This is a genomic window from Cupriavidus sp. SS-3, from assembly GCF_035818815.1.
Taxonomy (GTDB): Bacteria; Pseudomonadota; Gammaproteobacteria; order Burkholderiales; family Burkholderiaceae; genus Cupriavidus; species Cupriavidus taiwanensis_C.
In genome coordinates this window covers 146525-164008 of record NZ_JAYLVT010000012.1, presented here as the reverse complement: position 1 = coordinate 164008, position 17484 = coordinate 146525, and the positions used below count along the sequence as shown (strand labels likewise).

Sequence of the window (17484 nt, the reverse complement as noted above, 5' to 3'; positions counted from 1 at the left end):
CGGTTGAGCGGCCGCCGCCGGATGGCGCGGCCAGCCATGCAACCGAACGCGCTTGTCACAATCGAAAAGGGTGGCCTGCTTGCCAAAGCATGTCCACCCTTTATTCATTTCCAGGCCGTACGCTGTTTTAGGTTTCACTGCACATGTCGACCGCTTCCACTTCAGGGCTGCACCTGAAGACCTCTCACCGCGTGCTGCGCGACGCGGTCGAATTGTTGTCCTCGATGCGCTTTGCGATCGCGCTGCTGACGGTGATCTCCATCGCCAGCGTGATCGGCACCGTGCTCAAGCAGAACGAGCCGTATCCCAACTACGTCAACCAGTTCGGCCCGTTCTGGGCCGACGTGTTCCACACGCTGTCGCTGCAGAAGGTTTACGGGTCGTGGTGGTTCCTGCTGATCCTGGCCTTCCTGGTGGTGTCCACCAGCCTGTGCCTGGTGCGCAACGCGCCCAAGATGATCGCGGATATGCGCTCGTGGAAGGACCATGTGCGCGAGCGCAGCCTTCGGGCCTTCCACCATCGCGGCGAGTTCGACGGCGCCCGTCCGCGCACCGAGGCCGTTGGCCGGCTCACGGCGTTGCTGCGCAACCGCGGCTACCGCGTCAAGGCGGTCGAGCATGACGGCGCCACGCTGCTGGCGGCCAAGGCCGGCGCCGCCAACAAGGTCGGCTATATCCTGGCGCACACCGCCATCGTGGTGATCTGCATCGGCGGCCTGCTCGACGGCGACCTGCTGATCCGCGCGCAGATGTGGCTGGGCGACAAGACCCCGATCCGCGGCAACGCGGTGATCAGCGAGATCCCGCCGCAGCACCGGCTGTCGGTGAACAACCCGGGCTTCCGCGGCAACGCCTACGTGCCCGAGGGCTCGACCGTCTCCACGGCAATTCTCAATATTGCCGATGGAGCGCTGGTGCAGGACCTGCCGTTCGCGATCACGCTCAAGAAGTTCAAGGTCGACTTCTACGAGACCGGCATGCCCAAGCTGTTTGCCTCGGACGTGATCGTGACCGACCGCGCCACCGGCAAGCGCACCGAGGCCACCATCAAGGTGAACGAGCCGCTGATCGTCGACGGCATCGCCATCTACCAGTCCAGCTTCGAGGACGGCGGTTCGCGCCTGAAGTTCGTCGGCTACCCGATGCAGGGCAGCGGCCATGCCACCTTCACCATCGACGGCGCGGTGGGCGCCAACAAGCCGCTGGCCGGCACCGGCACCAGCGCGGACAGCGACGGACTGACGGTGGAGTTCAGCGACTTCCGGCTGATGAATATCGAGAACGTCACCGATGCCTCGGGCAAGCCCGACGCGCGCGGCGTGGCGCGCAAGTCCTTCAACGAAACGCTGGACAAGCATCTCGGCGCCGCGGCCAGCACCGACCGCGCCAAGACCCTGCGCAATGTCGGCCCGTCGGTGCAGTACAAGTTGCGCGACCGCACCGGACAGGCGCGCGAGTACAACAACTACATGGTGCCGGTGCAGATGGACGGCCAGTCGGTGTTCCTGGCCGGCATGCGCGAGTCGCCCAGCGAGCAGTTCCGCTACCTGCGCATTCCCGCCGACGACCAGGGCAGCGTGGCCGACTGGATGCGCCTGCGTGCCGCGCTGCAGGACCGCGCGCTGCGCGGCGAGGCCGCGCGCCGCTTTGCGCTGGCATCGATGCCCGGCGACGACAAGGCCGAGCTGCGCCGGCAGCTGGCCGAAAGCGCGCTGCGCGCGCTCGACCTGTTCGCGGGGGCGACGCGCCCCACGCCGGACTCGCCGCCGGGCGGCTTCACCGCCATCGCGGCCTTCCTGGAAAAGTCGGTGCCGCCGGCCGAGCAGCAGAAGGCCGCCGACGTGCTGCTGAAGATCCTGAACGGTTCGATGTGGGAGCTGTGGCAGCTCGCGCGCGCGCAGGACCGGCTGCCGGTGGTGGCCAACAGTGCCCAGAGCGGCGCCTTCCTGCAGCAGGCCATCAATGCGCTGTCGGATAGTTTCTTCTATGGCGCACCGGTGTTCCTGCAGCTCGACGACTTCCAGGAAATCAAGGCCAGCGTGTTCCAGCTGACCCGTGCGCCGGGCAAGAACATCGTGTATCTTGGGTGTCTGCTGCTGGTGCTGGGCGTGTTCGCGATGTTCTATATCCGCGAGCGCCGGGTCTGGGTCTGGGTGAAGGACAAGTCCAGCGACCAGTCTGCCGGCCAGCCCGCCGCGGGCAACGCCGCCGACGGCGATGCCGGCAGCCATGTGCTGATGGCGATGTCGACCCAGCGCCGCACCATGGATTTCGAGAAGGAATTCACCGCACTGCGCGACGACATCGGCCGCGCCGCAGGGGGCCGCAGCGCCACCGCGGAGCCCGCCGGCACACCCCACTGAATGAGCAGGTACGTTATGTCCTCTAATGTGAACCAGGCCGATCGCGCCATGCGCGGTACCCCGCGCGCCGACACCGGCGCCGACGAGGCCTACCTCGAACCTTCCTTCCTGCGTCGCCTGAGCTGGGTGGACTGGCTGTTCGCACTGGCGTTGGCCGCTGGCGCCGGCGTGGCGCTGGCGCAATACGGGCAATGGATGGACGGTTACGACAAGGCCGTGCTGATCGGCGCCGTGCCCACCTTCGCGCTGCTCGGCTGGCACTGGAAGCCGGTGCGGCCGCTGATGGTAGCGCTGGCGGTGCTGTCGCTGTTCGCGATCCAGCTCTACCAGGGCCAGCTCGCGCGCGCCGAACAGGCCTTCTTTCTCAAGTACTTCCTGTCGAGCCAGTCGGCCATCCTGTGGATGAGCGCGCTGGTGTTCCTGTCGACGCTGTTCTACTGGGTCGGGCTGGCCACGCGCTCCGGCACCGGCTACAGCCTCGGCAGCAAGCTGTGCTGGGGCGCAGTGGTGCTGGGCTTTACCGGCATGCTGGTGCGCTGGTACGAGTCCTACCTGCTCGGCGCCGACATCGGCCACATCCCGATCTCGAACCTGTACGAAGTCTTCGTGCTGTTCACGCTGATCACCTCGCTGTTCTACCTGTACTACGAAGGCCGTTACGCCACGCGCGCGCTGGGCCCGTTCGTGATGCTGGTGGTGTCGGCCGCGGTGGGCTTCCTGCTGTGGTACACGGTCAGCCGCAATGCGCAGGAGATCCAGCCGCTGGTGCCGGCGCTGCAAAGCTGGTGGATGAAGATCCATGTGCCGGCCAACTTTATTGGCTACGGCACCTTTGCGCTGGCGGCGATGGTCGCGGTGGCCTACCTGCTCAAGCAGCGCGGCGTCCTGGCGGAGCGCCTGCCGTCGCTGGAGCTGCTCGACGACGTGATGTACAAAGCGATCGCCGTCGGCTTTGCCTTCTTCACCATCGCCACCATCCTCGGCGCGCTGTGGGCGGCCGAAGCCTGGGGCGGCTACTGGAGCTGGGACCCGAAGGAAACCTGGGCGCTGATCGTCTGGCTGAACTACGCGGCCTGGCTGCATATGCGGCTGATGAAGGGGCTGCGCGGCACGGTGGCGGCCTGGTGGGCGCTGGTCGGCCTGCTGGTGACGACCTTTGCCTTTCTCGGCGTCAACATGTTCCTGTCTGGGCTGCACAGCTACGGCGAGCTCTGACCCGCGCATGCTGCAATGCAAAAGACCTGCCTTCGGGCAGGTTTTTTTTCGACTTTTTTCAATTTTTTTGGCCGCTGCGGGAATAAAGGGATCACATCCAGTGTTTACTGGAGGGACGGGGCCGGCTGGCGGCACCGAATTGCATGGAGAACAAGATCATGGCAAGTCTGCGTCGTAACGCTGCTGCATCCCTGGTTCGTCCCGGCGCGCTCGCGCTCGGCTGCGCGGCCGTCCTGCTCGCCGGTTGTGCCGGCATGGGCATGGGCGGTGGCAGCGCCGGCAATCTGCCGCCCACGGTGAAGGTGACCGATGGCGTGCTGACCGATCCGCAGGGCCTGACGCTGTACACCTTTGACCGCGACACCGCCGGCAGCGGCAAGAGCGCCTGCAACGGGCCCTGTGCCACAAACTGGCCGCCGCTGATGGCGGCCCCGGGCACCAGCGGTTCGGGCCAGTACACCATCATCACGCGCGATGACGGCAGCAAGCAGTGGGCCTACCGCGGCCTGCCGCTGTACCGCTTCGCCAAGGACGCCAAGCCGGGCGACCGCACCGGCGACAACGTCAACAACGTCTGGCACGTGGCCAAGCCCTGACGCGGCAGCCACCACCTGAGCCACCCCGGTCACTGCAGCCATCACGGCATGGAAGGGTTTGACGGCCAACTCGTTGCGCTGGCGCCGCGGCTGCGGCGCCATGCGCGCGGCCTCACTGGCGACGCGGCGCTGGCCGACGACCTGGTGCAGGACACGCTCGAGCGCGCGCTGCGCTACCGCTGGCGCTTCCGCCTGCGCCCCGGCGCGTGGTGGGGCGACGGCGCCGATGGCCTGCTGCCGTGGCTGCTGACGCTGATGCACCGGCTGCGCCTGAACGCGTTGCGCCGCAAGGACCTGGTGGTGGCCACCGACACCCTGCCCGAGGTCAGCGGCCCCGCCGAAGACCCGGGACTGCGGCGTGACCTGTCGCAGGCGCTGGCGCAGCTGCCCGAGCCGCAGCGCGCGGTGCTGCTGCTGGTCAGCCTGGAACAATTGACCTACGCCGAGGCCGCGCGCGTGCTCGACATCCCGCCAGGCACGGTGATGTCGCGGCTGGCGCGGGCACGCGAACAGATGCGGCGGCTGCTTGACGGCGCGGCGCCGACCCGAACCCCCACGGCCGCCAATGCGCTGCAACGGGTGAAATGATGGCGGGCATCCACGAAGCCGATCTCCACGCCTATGCCGATGGGCAGCTGGCCGGCGCGCGCCGCGCAGCCGTCGAGGCCTACCTGGCTCAGCACCCGGACGCGGCGGCACAGGTTGCCGCCTGGCGCCGGCAGGCCGAGGCGCTGCACCGCGCGCTCGACCCGGTACTCAACGAACCGGTGCCCCTGGCGGCCTTGCCGCCGGGTTTGCACGGCGACCAGGGGCGCACCCGCGCCCGCGATGCCCGGCGCGATGGCGCCCGCCCCTGGCCGCGCTGGACCATGGCCGTGGCGGCCGCATGCGCGTCGGTCGCGCTGCTGGCCGTCGGTGGTACGCTGGGCTGGCTGGCGCACGACCGCCTTGGCGGCAGCACGCTGGTGCTGGCACCGGGCGAGCGCTTTGCGCGCGAGGCGCTCGCCACGCACGCGGTCTACGCCCCGGAGATGCGCCACCCGGTGGAAGTCGCCGCGACCGAAGAGGCCCACCTGGTCGCCTGGCTGTCCCGGCGCCTGGGCACGGCGCTGCAGGTGCCCGACCTGCGCGCGCAGGGCTTCCACCTGATCGGCGGCCGGTTGGGCGTGGCCGAGGGCGGCCCGTCGGCGATCCTGATGTATGAAGCCGACGACGGCACGCGCCTGTCGCTGCAGCTGCGGCGCATGGCGCAGGGGACGCCCGATACCGGCTTCCGCGTCGAGCGCATGACAGGCGAGGGCGCGCGGCGGCGAACGCCGGGCCGCGCCCCGATGATGGCGTTCTACTGGATCGACCGCGACCTGGGCTTTGCGCTGGCGGGGCCGCTGGAACGCGCCCGGTTGCTGACCCTGGCGCAGGTGGTGTACCAGCAATACCAGGGCGGATAACGCACCGGCACCGCGCTTGCGGCACATGGCCGGCGCACCAGGCACGCGTCATTTCGACGCCATCACAAAAACTGTCAGGACTGGCCCGCACTCCACGACCAAGTCCGGAGTCCAACCCTGCAAGCACGCGGCGCCGCCGGCGCCGGCACGACCAGGCAATCGAGGAAAACCATGCTGATTCCTTCCCCCAAATGGCTGCGCGGCGGCGACATTGCCGCCAGCGAGATCACGCCGCGCCATGTCTTCGAAGCGCGCCGCCGCATGCTGGCGCTCGCTGCCGCCGGTGCCGCCGGCAGCACGCTGGCGCCGTGGTTCGCGCGCCAGGCCTTCGCCCAAGGGCAGCATGGCGCCCGGCTGCCCGCCACGCCCAACAGCGCCTACGTCATCACCGAGAAGCGCACGCCGTACGAAGAGGTGACCACCTACAACAATTTCTACGAGTTCGGCACCGACAAGTCCGACCCGGCGCGCCACGCCGGCACGCTGCGTCCGCGTCCGTGGCAGGTGGCGGTCGAGGGGCTGGTGAAGAAGCCTAAGGTCTATGACCTGGACGAGCTGGCCAAACTGGCGCCGATGGAGGAGCGCGTCTACCGGCTGCGCTGCGTCGAGGGCTGGTCGATGGTGATCCCCTGGATCGGCTATCCGCTGGCCGAGCTGATCCGCCGCGTCGAGCCGCAGCCGGGGGCGAAGTACGTGCAGTTCATCACGCTGGCCGACAAGAAGCAGATGCCCGGCCTCAGCAGTGGCGTGCTCGACTGGCCGTACAGCGAGGGCCTGCGCATGGACGAGGCCATGCACCCGCTGGCGTTGCTGACCTTCGGCCTGTACGGCGAGGTGCTGCCCAACCAGAACGGCGCGCCGGTGCGCATGGTGCTGCCGTGGAAGTACGGCTTCAAGAGTGCCAAGTCGATCGTGAAGATCCGCTTTGTCGACAAGCAGCCGCCGACCAGCTGGAACCTGGCCGCGCCGCAGGAATACGGCTTCTACTCGAACGTGAACCCGGACGTCGACCATCCGCGCTGGAGCCAGGCCACCGAGCGCCGCATCGGCGAAGAGCGCGGCAGCGGCTTCGGCGCGCTGTTCGCGCCCAAGCGCAAGACCCTGCCGTTCAATGGCTATGGCCAGCAGGTGGCGGCGCTGTACCAGGGCATGGACCTGAAGAAGTTCTTCTGATGCAAGGCGAGCGCATGGCAACCTCTTCCCCCACCGCCGCGGCCGCCGTGCGCAAGCCGGCAGGCCTGGCAACGCTGTCGCCGCAGCGGGTGCGCGCGCTCAAGCTCGTGCTGTGGCTGCTGGCGCTGCTGCCGTTCGTGCGGCTGCTGTACCTGGGCGCGACCGAACAGTACGGCGCCAACCCGCTCGAATTCGTCACGCGTTCGACCGGCACCTGGACCCTGGTGATGCTGTGCCTGACGCTTGCGATCACGCCGCTGCGCCGCCTGACCGGCTGGAACTGGCTGATCCGGATGCGGCGCATGCTGGGTTTGTTCGCGTTTTTCTATGGCCTGCAGCACTTCCTGCTATGGATCGGGGTCGATCGCGGCTTCGATCTGGCCTACATGATCAAGGACGTGTACAAGCGGCCCTTCATCACGGTCGGCTTTACCGCCTTCATGCTGATGGTGCCGCTGGCGCTGACCTCGACCAACGGCATGGTGCGCCGCCTCGGCGGCAAGCGCTGGCAGGCGCTGCACCGGCTGGTCTATGCCATCGCCGTGCTGGCGATCCTGCACTACTGGTGGCACAAGGCGGGCAAGAACGACTTCGGCGAGGTGTCGATCTATGCCGCGGTGGTGTTCGTGCTGCTGGGGATGCGGCTGTGGTGGCGGCTGCGCAAGCCGGCCGCGGGGACGCGCCAGCCCGCCGCATAAGCAGCGGCGGGCCGGGCCGGCGGGAATCAGTCTTGCAGCAGGCGCTCGTCGCGGAACAGGTCTTCGACCAGCTCGCGCTCGCGCACCAGGTGCACCTTGCCGCCGTCGACCATCACTTCGGCGGCGCGCGGGCGGGTGTTGTAGTTGGAACTCATGGTGAAGCCGTAGGCGCCGGCCGACATCACGGCCAGCAGGTCACCCGGTTGCACCGCCAGCGTGCGGTCGCGGCCGAGCCAGTCGCCCGATTCGCACACCGGGCCGACGATGTCGTAGGTCACCGCCGCGCCATCGCGCAGCGCCACCGGCTCGATGCGGTGGTAGGCCTCGTACATGGCCGGGCGCGCCAGGTCGTTCATGGCCGCGTCGACGATGCAGAAGTTCTTGGCCGCGCCCGGCTTGAGGAATTCCACCTGGGTCAGCAGCACGCCCGCGTTGCCCACCAGCGAGCGGCCCGGCTCGAACAGCACCTCGCGGTGGCCATGGCCGCGCGCGGCGACGCGCTCCAGCAGCGTGGTGGCGAAGCCGGTGATGTCCGGCGGGGTCTCGTCGGTGTAGGTGATGCCCAGGCCGCCGCCCACGTCGATGTGCTCCAGGCTGATGCCTTCGCGCTCGAGCGCCTCGACCACGTCCAGCACCTTGTCCAGCGCCTCCAGGTAGGGCTCGACCTCGGTGATCTGCGAACCGATATGGCAGTCGATGCCGGTCACCGCCAGGTGCGGCAGCGCGGCGGCGGCGCGGTAGGTCGGCAGCACGTCTTCGAAGGCGATGCCGAACTTGTTGCCCTTCAGGCCGGTGGAGATATAGGGATGGGTCTTGGCGTCGACGTCGGGGTTGATGCGCAGCGACACGCGCGCCCGCTTGCCGACGCGGCCGGCCACTTCGTTCAGGCGGTCCAGCTCGGGGATCGACTCGACGTTGAAGCAGCGCACGTCCTGCGCCAGCGCCAGTTCCATTTCGGCCGCGCTCTTGCCCACGCCCGAGAACACCACCTTGCGCGGATCGCCGCCGGCGGCCAGCACGCGCTTGAGTTCGCCGCCCGAGACGATGTCGAAACCCGCGCCGAGGCGGGCGAACACCTGCAGCACCGCCAGGTTGGAGTTGGCCTTCATCGCGTACTGGACCTGTGCCTTGCGGCCCGCGCAGGCGGTGGCGTAGGCCTGGTACGCGGCGGTCAGCGCCGCGCGCGAATAGATGTAGGTCGGCGTGCCGAACTCGGCGGCGATACGCGCCAGCGGCACCTGCTCGACGGTGAGCGCGCCGTCCTGGCGATGGAAAAATGCGGTCATGGTTATCGGGTGGTGGGGGCGGCGGGGGACGATGCCGGTGCCGGCGTGGTCGCTGCAGGCGGCACGGCATCGGCACGGCCCAGGCCCGGATCCGGCACGGTCGGCGGGGCCGGCTCTGGCGGCACCTTGGGCAGGGTCAGCGGCCCGCGGATACCGCATCCGCCCAGCAGGGGCATCGCAAGGGCGGCGGCAAACGCCGATACAATCGCAACACGACGCAGCATCGGGTCGTCCTTTTGGCTTGTTGGCAAGGCGTTGGATGACCCGGCGCGATGGCCGGTCATCCGGAGGATTCTTAACAAAAAAAGCCGTTCGCGCCACGTACGCCCGGTCCGGGCAGCGGCGGCAACGGCGGTCTCGGAGTTTAGCATGCCCCCCTTGAGCGAAAGCGAGTTCCTGGCCCTGGCCACGCGCGAGCTGGACCGCATCGAAGCCGCGGTCGAGGCGGCCGCCGACGCGGCCGACGCTGACATTGAAATCAGCCGCACCGGCAACGTGATGGAACTGGAATTCGAGAACGGTTCCAAGATCATCATCAACAGCCAGGCGCCGATGCAGGAACTGTGGGTGGCCGCGCGCGCGGGCGGCTTCCACTTCCGCCGCGAGGGCGAGCGCTGGGTCGATACCCGCAACGGCGGCGAACTGTACGCGGCGCTGTCGGGCTACGTCAGCGAGCAGGCGGGCGCCAGTCTCAGCCTGCACTGACCCCGGCATCTCCGGGGCGGACCCCGGAGCGCAAAAAAGAAAAGCCGGCCTCGCGGCCGGCTTTCTGCTGTCTGGCGAGCGCGCTCAGGCGCCGCCGAACATCTCCAGGATCTTGCGTTTCTCGGACTCGGTATCGACCGACGGGGTGGTGGATTCTTCCGGCTTGCCCGGCCACGGATCGCCCAGGCCCACCGACGCCACGCCGGCGCCGCCGGCGTTCTCTTCGAAGGTCCAGTCGCCGCCCACCATCAGCACGCCTTCGGGCGCTGGCCGTTCCGGAGACTCCGGCACGCCCTTGAGCGCCTTGCTCATGTAGCCGACCCAGATCGGCAGCGCCAGGCCGCCGCCGGTCTCGCGCACGCCCAGGCTCTTGGGCTGGTCGTAGCCCATCCAGGCGATCGCCACCAGGTTGGGGGTGTAGCCGGCGAACCAGGCATCGACCGCGTCGTTGGTGGTGCCGGTCTTGCCGGCCAGGTCATTGCGTCCCAGGCGTTGCTTGGCGCTGTTGGCGGTGCCGTAGCGCACCACGTCGCGCAGCATGGTGTCGGCGATAAAGGCGGTGCGGGCGTCGAGCACGCGCACGGCATCGGTGCCGGCGCGCTGCGGATGGGTTTCGGAGATCACGTTGCCGCGCGCGTCGACCACCTTCTGGATCAGGTACGGGTTGACGCGGTAGCCGCCGTTGGCGAACACCGAGTAGGCGCCCGCCATCTGCAGCGGCGTCACCGCGCCGGAGCCCAGCGCCATGGGCAGGTAGGCGGGGTGCTTGTCGGCCTCGAAGCCGAAGCGGGTGATGTAGTCCTGCGCGTACTGCGTGCCGATCGCTCGCAGGATCCGCACCGAGACCAGGTTCTTGGACTTGGCCAGCGCACGGCGCATGGTCATCGGGCCCTCGAAGCGGCCGTCGTAGTTCTTCGGTTCCCACACCTGGCCACCGGTATCGGGACCGATCGTCAGCGGCGCGTCGTTGATCACCGTGGCCGGCGAGAAGCCCTTTTCCAGCGCCGCCGAGTAGATGAACGGCTTGAAGCTCGAGCCGGGCTGGCGCCAGGCCTGGGTCACGCGGTTGAACTTGTTGCGGTTGAAATCGAAGCCGCCCACCATCGAGCGGATCTCGCCATCCTGCGGGTTGATCGACACGAACGCCGCGGCCACTTCCGGCAGCTGCGTCACCGACCAGTTGTTTTTCTCGTCCTGCGTCACGCGGATCACCGCGCCCGGGCGCATCTTCATCTTGGGCTGCGCGTTGGCCGACAGCGACGGCGAGATAAAGCGCAGCGCCGCGCCTTCGATGGTCGCGACTTCGCCGGACAGCAGCGTCGCCTTGACCTGCTTGGGCGACACGCTGGTGACCACGGCCGAGCGCAGGTCGCCGCTGCCCGGATGCTCGACCAGCGCATCGTCGATGGCCTGCTCGCGCTCGGCCGGGTCGGAGGGCAGGTCGATAAAGGCCTCGGGACCGCGGTAGCCGTGCTTGCGCTCGTAGTTCATGATGCCGGTGCGCACGGCTTCATAGGCGGCGTCCTGGTCGGTCTTGGTCAGCGTGGTGTAGACCGTCAGGCCGCGCGTGTAGGTCTCCTCGCGGTACTGCGCGTACATCAGCTGGCGCACGATCTCGGCCACGTATTCGGCGTGGGTCGAAAACTCGTTGCCTTCGGTGCGCACTTTCAGCTCGGCCTGCACGGCCTCGTCGTACTGCTCGGGCGTGATGTAGCGCAGGTCGCGCATGCGCTGCAGGATGTATTCCTGGCGCACCTTGGCGCGGCGCGGGTTGACCACCGGGTTGTACGCCGACGGCGCCTTCGGCAGCCCGGCCAGCATCGCCGCCTCGGCCGGCGTCACATCGCGCACCGACTTGCCGAAGTACACGCGCGCGGCGCTGTCGAAGCCGTAGGCGCGCTGGCCCAGGTAGATCTGGTTCATGTACAGCTCGAGGATCTGGTCCTTGCTCAGGTTGGCCTCGATCTTGTACGCGAGCAGCATCTCGTAGATCTTGCGGGTGTAGGTCTTCTCGCTGGACAGGAAGAAATTGCGCGCCACCTGCATGGTGATGGTCGAGGCGCCCTGCGACAGCCCGCCGCGCAGGTTGGCCAGGCCGGCACGCATCACGCCGACGAAGTCGACACCCCCGTGCTCGTAGAAGCGGTCGTCTTCGATCGCCAGCACTGCCTTTTTCATCACGTCCGGAATCTCGGCGATGGGCACGAAGTTGCGTCGCTCCTCGCCGAATTCACCGATCAGCACATTGTCCGCGGTGTAGATCCGCAGTGGAATCTTGGGCCGGTAGTCAGTGATGGTGTCGAGCGAAGGCAGGTTGGGCGCGGCCACCAGCAGCGCGTAGCCAAGCAGCAGCGCAATCACGACGGCACCGGCGACAACCAGTCCCACCGCCCAGAACATGAGCCGCGTCCAGATCGAACTGCGGGCAGGGTGGGGCGGCTTGTGTTGTGCTGTGGCCATAAGGGAAATACCTAGTCAGGGGTGCCCGCGATTATATCTTCCGGCATCGGCCCGCCCGGGCGCACAGTGGCGGGGGCGCCGCTATCGCGCTGTTACAAGATGTAAGGCCACGGATGCCGGCGTGCAGGGCGACGTTGGGGGCGACTACGGGGGAAGCGCGCGGCACAGGCAGGCATGGAAGGGAACCCGACGACCGTGGGGTTTTGGCAACGGATTGATGAGGGCCTTCTCAAAAACAAGTTCGGCCCAGTTCGGCACGTTGCCACCAATGCTGGATTTTGTGAGAATCGGCCAACATAAAAAGCACACGTTTCATTCAAGAAACTAGGCTCGCCCGATTAGAGCGTTCAAGCCAGGGGCGAGTTCAAAAGTCAGGGGGTCACCTTGCGTCGGGGCATTTTGTCGGGGCTTCTGCGCCGGACTACGGTCGGCGTGGATATCGGGTCGTCCAGTGTCAAGGTAGTCGAGCTCTCCGTGGGGGGCAGCAGGCAAGACTACCGGCTGGAAAAATGCGCCAGCGAACTGCTGGACCGCAATGCCGTTGCCGATGGCAACGTCATCAATATCGAGGCAGTCGGGATCGCGCTCAGGCGCGCGCTCGGCAAGGCCGGCATCCGCTCCAAGGACGTGGTGCTGGGCGTGCCCTCCATGCTGACCGAATCGCAGACGGTCAGCCTGCCGGACAACCTGTCCGAAGACGAACTCTATTCCCAGGTCGAATCCGAGGCGCACCGGCTCTATCCGCCGTCGCAGGCCGTCAACTTCGATTTCGCCGTGATCGGCCCCAGCGAGACCGAGGGTGGCATCGGCGTGCGCGTTACCGCGGCCAACAGCGATCGCGTGCAGGAGCGCGTGACCGCGGCGGAAATGGCCGGCCTCAAGCCGCAGGTGATGGACGTCGAGGAATACGCGGTGCAGCGCTCGATCGTGCAGATGCTGGGCGTGCCGCAAGAGATGTCCGAGGCCGACGCGCGCGCGCTGCCGGTGGTGGCGGTAGTCCATCTGGGCGGCAGCCGCTCCAAGGCCATCTTCTACCAGGGCTGGAAAGAACTCTACGAGCAGCCGCTGAACAGCTACGGCGACCAGCTTACCCAAAGCGCGGCGCGCATGTTCACGCTCGACGCGCTCAAGGCCGAGATCAAGAAGCGCAAGAACACGCTGCCCGAGGCCTGGCGCGCCCAGTTGCTCAAGCCATCGCTCGATGCCCTGGCAATGGAGGTGCAGTCCGCGATCGGCAACTTCATCGCCAGTTCCAGCCTGGGCCGGGTCGACGAGATCCTGCTGTCCGGCGGGCACGCATCGCTGTTCGGCGTGCAGGCGGCAATCCAGCACCAGACCAAGATCACCACCACGCTGGCGAATCCGTTCGCCAACATGGCGACCAACGCCAAGGTCAACGAGCGCTACCTGCAGCGCGACCTGCCGGCGTATATCGTCAGTGCCGGCCTGGCCCTGCGCGGCCTGCAATAACGTACCGGAGGCATGAGATGTCAACGAACACACTGCCTTCGGTCAACCTGCTGCCCTACCATGAAGCCCGCAAGGCGGCGCGGCGCAAGAAGGTCTACACCATGCTGGGCGCAGCGGCCGCGGCGGGCGCGGCGGTGGTGCTGCTGGGCGGCGTCTATATCGACGGGCGCATCGCGTCCGTGGTGGCGCTCAACCAGGTGCTGAGCGCGGAAAACGCCAGGCTCGACGGTCAGATCCGCGAGGTCAACAGTCTTAAAAAGGACATCGACGCGCTGCTGCAGCGCCAGAAGGCCGTCGAAAGCCTGCAGACCGAGCGCAACCGCCCGGTGCAGCTGCTCGAGGAACTGGTGCGGCAGGTGCCGGAAGGCGTCTACCTGACCAGCCTGAAGCAGGCCGGCGAGGCCTTCACCATTGCCGGCGTGGCGCAGTCCAACGAACGCATTTCCGAGCTGCTGCGCAACCTGGGCGGGGTGGCCTGGCTCGACAAGGCCGAGCTGGTCGAGTCCAAGGCGGTCACCATGACCAACAACCTGCGCGAGCAGCGCCGGCTGTTCGATTTCTCGATGCGCTTCGCGTACCGCGCGCCGGAGGCCCCGGCCGACGGCAAGAAGGCTGCCGCGGGCGCTTCGGCCCCTGCCGCCGTACCTGTCCCCGCCCCCGCACCCGCGGGCGGAAAGGCCTGACCATGGCGCTCAATACCGAAATCAACCTGGCTGACCTGACCAGCCAGTTCCGCGGACTCAACCTGAACGAGCCGGAGACCTGGCCGGCCGCGCCGCGCGTGCTATTCGCGGTCCTGGCCGCGGCGGTGGTGCTGCTGCTGGGCTGGCAGTTCTACTGGAGCGCAAAGTTCGAAGAACTCGAGCGCCAGCGCCAGGAGCAGGAAAGCCTGAAGCAGGCGTACCAGTCCAAGGTGGCGCAGGTGGCCAATCTCGACGCGCTGCGCGAGCAGAAGAAGCAGGTCGAGCAGCGCGTGGCGCTGCTGGAGCGGCAGCTGCCCAACAAGACGGAAATGGATGCGCTGCTGGCCGATGTCAACCATGCCGGCGTCGCGCGGGGGCTGCAATTCGAGCTGTTCAAGCCGCAGGCGGCTGTGATCAAGCCCTACTTTGCCGAGATTCCGGTGAACCTGCGCGTGACCGGGCGCTATCACGAGGTGGCGCAGTTCAATGCCGACGTCGCGGCGCTGTCGCGGATCGTGTCGATGCAGAACCTGCAGCTGGCCAATACCAAGGATGGCGGGCTGTCGATGGAGGCGGTGGCGATGGCCTACCGCGCCCTCGACGCGGAAGAACAGGCGGCGCAACGCAAGGCCGCCGCGGCCGCGGCGGCCGCCAAGGCGGGAGGTCCGAAATGAGCCGTGCCGTTCGAACCCGCGCCCTGGCCTGGACCGCGTCGCGGCGCACGCTGGCGGCGGCGCTGGCGCTCGGCTTGCTGGGCGCCTGCGGCGCCAGCGATGAGGATGCGCTGCGCCAGTGGATGGAAGCGACCCGCAGCGCCCGCACCAAGCCGCCCGAGCCCGTGCCCGACGCCCGCCCCTACGTGCCGCGCGAATACGCCGCGGCCAGTGCGCCCGAGCCGTTCGCGCAGGCCAAGATCGGCGAACTGAACAAGACCCTGGCGGATTCGCCCGAAGCCGGCCGGCGCCGCGAGCCGCTCGAGGACTACCCGCTCGAAAACTTCAAGATGCTCGGGATGATGAAGAAGCAGGGGGAAACCTTCGGCATCGTCCGTGTTGATAACAAGATCCACCATGTGAAGGTGGGTCAGTATCTCGGCCAGAGCTATGGCCGGGTGGTCCGCATCACCGATCAGGAGATCGTGTTGCGCGAATTGGTCCGGGAGGGGGTATCCGAGTGGAAAGAGAAAATGACCAGCCTGAAGCTGGACGCGGCGGCATGACCCCCGCGCGCTGGTATCGTGCGCGCGCGGGCGCCGTGATGAGGACCATGGCCACCGCGCTGGCGCTATGGCTTGCGCTCGCCGCACCGGCTGCGCTGGCGCAAGGCAACCGGATCAAGTCGGTGGACGTCAGCACGACCGGGGAACAGACCGTGCTGGTGGTCGAACTGGATCGGCCGCTGGCGCAGAAGCCGGCGGACTTCACCACGCAGAATCCGGCACGGCTCGCGATCGACTTCTTCGATACCGGCTTTGCCGAGCGGCGCGCGCAATATGAATACGGCGGCAAGCTGGTCAAGTCTGCCAATGTGATGCAGATCGGCGACCGCACGCGGGTGATCCTCGACCTGACGCGCAGCGCCACGTATCGCACCGACCAGCGCGGCAATGTCTTCGTGGTGTCGCTGGACAACGTGGCGCCGGCGGCCAAGAGCGCTGCGCCGACCTTCGCGCCGGCCGCGACGGCGCCTGGCGCCGCGGCGGGGCGGCCGTCGGTGCGTGCTATCGACTTCCGCCGGGGCGCGGACGGCGCCGGGCGCGTGGTGGTGGACCTGTCCTCGCGCGAGTCGGGCATCAATATCGCGCAACAGGGCAAGAACGTGGTGGTCGATTTCCTCGGCACCACGCTGCCGGAGAACCTGCGGCGGCACTTCGACGTCAGCGACTATGGCTCGCCGGTGCAGGGCATGCGCGCCTCCGACGCCAACGGCAATGCGCGCCTGACCATCGAGCCGCGCGGCAACTGGGAATACAGCTCGTACCAGACCGACACCCAGTTCGTGGTCGAGGTCCGGCCGGTCAAGGAAGACCCCACCAAGCTGATCAGCGGCCCGGGCTACCGGGGAGAGCGCCTGTCGCTGAACTTCCAGAACATCGACATCCGCTCGCTGCTGCAGGTGTTTGCCGACTTTACCAACCTGAACATCATCACCAGCGAAAGCGTGCAGGGCAACATCACGCTGCGGCTCAAGGACGTGCCGTGGGACCAGGCGCTGCAGATCGTGATGGATGCGAAGGGGCTGGCCTCGCGCCGCAACGGCAATGTGCTGTGGGTGGCGCCCAAGGCGGAGCTGCAGACCAAGGAGAAGCTGGAGCTCGAGTCGCAGCAGCAGATCAACGACCTCGAGCCGATCCGCAGCCAGGTGTTCCAGCTCAATTACCAGCGCGCCGAGGATGTGCGCAGGATGCTGCTGGGCATGGGGGCCGGTGGCGGCGCGGCCGCGCCCATCGGTTCCGCAGGGGCGGCGGGCGCCAGCACGCGCATGCTGTCCAAGCGCGGTTCGCTGACGGCCGATGCGCGCACCAACCAGCTCTTTGTGTCGGATATCGCCTCCAAGCTGGAAGAGGTGCAGAGCTTTATCGGCAAGATCGACATCCCGGTGCGCCAGGTCATCATCGAGGCGCGCATCGTCGAGGCCACCGATACCTTCAGCCGCAACCTGGGCGTCAAGCTGGGCTTTGCCGGGCAGTACAACAATGCCCGCGTCGGCAACACCTACAACAACGTGCTGCCGGGGGCGACCTCCGACAACGGCCCGTTCCTGAGCCTGCCGGCGGGATCCATCAACGGCACCAACCCGGCCAATATCGCGGTGAGCCTGTTCAACAGCGCCGCCACGCGCTTCCTGGCGCTGGAATTGTCGGCGCTGGAGGCGGACGGCAAGGGCAAGATCATTTCCAGCCCGCGCGTGGTGACGGCCAACAACATCAAGGCGCTGATCGAGCAGGGTACTGAACTGCCGTACCAGGCCGCCACGTCCAGCGGTGCCACCTCGGTGCAGTTCCGCAAGGCCAACCTGAAGCTCGAGGTGACGCCGCAGATCACGCCCGAAGGCAACGTGCTGCTCGACGTGGACGTGAACAAGGACAGCGTGGGGATCCAGACCACCTCGGGCTTTGCCATCGACACCAAGCACGTGCAGACCCAGGTGCTGGTCGAGAACGGCGGCACCGTGGTGATCGGCGGCATCTACACCCAGACCGAGTCCACCGACGTCGACAAGGTGCCGCTGCTGGGCGATATCCCGGTGCTCGGCTACCTGTTCAAGAACAACGCCAAGGTCCGCAACCGGACCGAGCTGCTGGTGTTCCTGACCCCGCGCATCCTCAACGAAAGCGTGTCGCTCAGGTAGCGCCGGGCGCCGGATACAGTAGACTGGCAGGCCGCA

16 protein-coding genes are annotated in these 17484 nt (G+C 67.6%); 13 read left to right on the top strand and 3 right to left on the bottom strand.

All coding sequences use genetic code 11. From position 1 onward, the window contains the following. Positions 1-143: 143 nt before the first annotated feature. The 7 genes from U9J39_RS19515 to msrQ all read left to right on the top strand — a co-directional run bounded on the left by U9J39_RS19515 (position 144) and on the right by msrQ (position 7493). Positions 144-2363, top strand: a complete 2220-nt coding sequence (locus U9J39_RS19515) for a cytochrome c biogenesis protein ResB (RefSeq protein ID WP_326347808.1) — start codon at positions 144-146, stop codon at positions 2361-2363. Between the two features lie 48 nt (positions 2364-2411). After that, positions 2412-3578, top strand: coding sequence for a c-type cytochrome biogenesis protein CcsB (gene ccsB / locus U9J39_RS19510; RefSeq protein ID WP_326347835.1), 1167 nt, complete (start codon positions 2412-2414; stop codon positions 3576-3578). Positions 3579-3736: 158 nt separating this feature from the next. Beyond that, positions 3737-4174, top strand: coding sequence for a COG4315 family predicted lipoprotein (locus tag U9J39_RS19505; RefSeq protein ID WP_115681511.1), 438 nt, complete (start codon positions 3737-3739; stop codon positions 4172-4174). 48 nt (positions 4175-4222) lie between these two features. After that, entirely contained in the window at positions 4223-4762 is a 540-nt protein-coding gene (locus U9J39_RS19500) for an RNA polymerase sigma factor (RefSeq protein WP_111521322.1), read from the top strand. Beyond that, positions 4759-5622 carry an anti-sigma factor family protein gene (locus U9J39_RS19495; RefSeq protein ID WP_326347806.1) on the top strand — a complete coding sequence of 288 codons (864 nt, stop codon included), beginning with the start codon at positions 4759-4761 and terminating at the stop codon, positions 5620-5622. Before U9J39_RS19500 ends, U9J39_RS19495 begins: the two co-directional genes overlap by 4 nt. A gap of 171 nt (positions 5623-5793) precedes the next feature. Further along, positions 5794-6795: a protein-methionine-sulfoxide reductase catalytic subunit MsrP gene (gene msrP / locus U9J39_RS19490; RefSeq protein WP_326347805.1), complete on the top strand. Its 1002-nt coding sequence runs from the start codon at positions 5794-5796 to the stop codon at positions 6793-6795. Beyond that, complete coding sequence (msrQ, locus tag U9J39_RS19485) at positions 6795-7493, top strand: protein-methionine-sulfoxide reductase heme-binding subunit MsrQ (RefSeq protein WP_326347804.1); 699 nt, start codon at positions 6795-6797, stop codon at positions 7491-7493. The genes msrP and msrQ overlap by 1 nt, the downstream gene beginning before the upstream one ends. A gap of 26 nt (positions 7494-7519) precedes the next feature. Here the strand turns inward: msrQ and lysA are convergent, their stop codons facing one another. Next, positions 7520-8779 carry a diaminopimelate decarboxylase gene (gene lysA, locus U9J39_RS19480; RefSeq protein WP_326347803.1) on the bottom strand — a complete coding sequence of 420 codons (1260 nt, stop codon included), beginning with the start codon at positions 8777-8779 and terminating at the stop codon, positions 7520-7522. A 2-nt stretch (positions 8780-8781) separates the two neighbouring features. Further along, a complete protein-coding gene (locus U9J39_RS19475) occupies positions 8782-9003 on the bottom strand; it encodes a hypothetical protein (protein ID WP_115681510.1) in 222 nt (73 codons plus the stop codon). Between the two features lie 145 nt (positions 9004-9148). On the opposite strand from U9J39_RS19475, the gene cyaY reads away from it, so the two are divergent. Continuing rightward, entirely contained in the window at positions 9149-9484 is a 336-nt protein-coding gene (cyaY, locus tag U9J39_RS19470; protein ID WP_062801950.1) for an iron donor protein CyaY, read from the top strand. A gap of 84 nt (positions 9485-9568) precedes the next feature. Here cyaY and U9J39_RS19465 read toward each other — a convergent pair whose 3' ends face one another. Continuing rightward, positions 9569-11944: a penicillin-binding protein 1A gene (locus tag U9J39_RS19465; protein ID WP_116313188.1), complete on the bottom strand. Its 2376-nt coding sequence runs from the start codon at positions 11942-11944 to the stop codon at positions 9569-9571. A gap of 399 nt (positions 11945-12343) precedes the next feature. Between U9J39_RS19465 and pilM the strand changes: the two genes are divergently transcribed. From pilM to pilQ, 5 genes are read left to right on the top strand one after another with little or no spacing between them, the layout of a single operon-like run. After that, positions 12344-13414, top strand: a complete 1071-nt coding sequence (gene pilM / locus U9J39_RS19460) for a type IV pilus assembly protein PilM (RefSeq protein WP_172581788.1) — start codon at positions 12344-12346, stop codon at positions 13412-13414. Positions 13415-13431: 17 nt separating this feature from the next. Further along, positions 13432-14097, top strand: coding sequence for a PilN domain-containing protein (locus U9J39_RS19455; protein WP_115711117.1), 666 nt, complete (start codon positions 13432-13434; stop codon positions 14095-14097). Positions 14098-14099: 2 nt separating this feature from the next. Continuing rightward, positions 14100-14771, top strand: coding sequence for a type 4a pilus biogenesis protein PilO (locus tag U9J39_RS19450; RefSeq protein ID WP_115711115.1), 672 nt, complete (start codon positions 14100-14102; stop codon positions 14769-14771). Further along, on the top strand, positions 14768-15316 hold the full coding sequence (locus tag U9J39_RS19445; RefSeq protein WP_115681313.1) for a pilus assembly protein PilP: 549 nt from the start codon (positions 14768-14770) through the stop codon (positions 15314-15316). Before U9J39_RS19450 ends, U9J39_RS19445 begins: the two co-directional genes overlap by 4 nt. After that, positions 15313-17448 carry a type IV pilus secretin PilQ gene (gene pilQ, locus U9J39_RS19440; protein WP_326347802.1) on the top strand — a complete coding sequence of 712 codons (2136 nt, stop codon included), beginning with the start codon at positions 15313-15315 and terminating at the stop codon, positions 17446-17448. The genes U9J39_RS19445 and pilQ overlap by 4 nt, the downstream gene beginning before the upstream one ends. The last annotated feature ends 36 nt before the right edge of the window (positions 17449-17484 follow it).

Excerpts from the sequence above, each read along its gene's own strand:
- pilQ (WP_326347802.1), top strand. The coding sequence starts at position 15,313 with ATGACCCCCGCGCGCTGGTATCGTGCGCGCGCGGGCGCCGTGATGAGG.
- U9J39_RS19505 (WP_115681511.1), top strand. The coding sequence starts at position 3,737 with ATGGCAAGTCTGCGTCGTAACGCTGCTGCATCCCTGGTTCGTCCCGGC.
- U9J39_RS19445 (WP_115681313.1), top strand. The coding sequence starts at position 14,768 with ATGAGCCGTGCCGTTCGAACCCGCGCCCTGGCCTGGACCGCGTCGCGG.
- U9J39_RS19455 (WP_115711117.1), top strand. The coding sequence starts at position 13,432 with ATGTCAACGAACACACTGCCTTCGGTCAACCTGCTGCCCTACCATGAA.
- ccsB (WP_326347835.1), top strand. The coding sequence starts at position 2,412 with ATGCGCGGTACCCCGCGCGCCGACACCGGCGCCGACGAGGCCTACCTC.
- msrP (WP_326347805.1), top strand. The coding sequence starts at position 5,794 with ATGCTGATTCCTTCCCCCAAATGGCTGCGCGGCGGCGACATTGCCGCC.
- U9J39_RS19450 (WP_115711115.1), top strand. The coding sequence starts at position 14,100 with ATGGCGCTCAATACCGAAATCAACCTGGCTGACCTGACCAGCCAGTTC.
- U9J39_RS19475 (WP_115681510.1), bottom strand. The coding sequence starts at position 9,003 with ATGCTGCGTCGTGTTGCGATTGTATCGGCGTTTGCCGCCGCCCTTGCG.
- U9J39_RS19465 (WP_116313188.1), bottom strand. The coding sequence starts at position 11,944 with ATGGCCACAGCACAACACAAGCCGCCCCACCCTGCCCGCAGTTCGATC.
- U9J39_RS19500 (WP_111521322.1), top strand. The coding sequence starts at position 4,223 with ATGGAAGGGTTTGACGGCCAACTCGTTGCGCTGGCGCCGCGGCTGCGG.
- U9J39_RS19515 (WP_326347808.1), top strand. The coding sequence starts at position 144 with ATGTCGACCGCTTCCACTTCAGGGCTGCACCTGAAGACCTCTCACCGC.
- U9J39_RS19495 (WP_326347806.1), top strand. The coding sequence starts at position 4,759 with ATGATGGCGGGCATCCACGAAGCCGATCTCCACGCCTATGCCGATGGG.
- lysA (WP_326347803.1), bottom strand. The coding sequence starts at position 8,779 with ATGACCGCATTTTTCCATCGCCAGGACGGCGCGCTCACCGTCGAGCAG.
- cyaY (WP_062801950.1), top strand. The coding sequence starts at position 9,149 with ATGCCCCCCTTGAGCGAAAGCGAGTTCCTGGCCCTGGCCACGCGCGAG.
- msrQ (WP_326347804.1), top strand. The coding sequence starts at position 6,795 with ATGCAAGGCGAGCGCATGGCAACCTCTTCCCCCACCGCCGCGGCCGCC.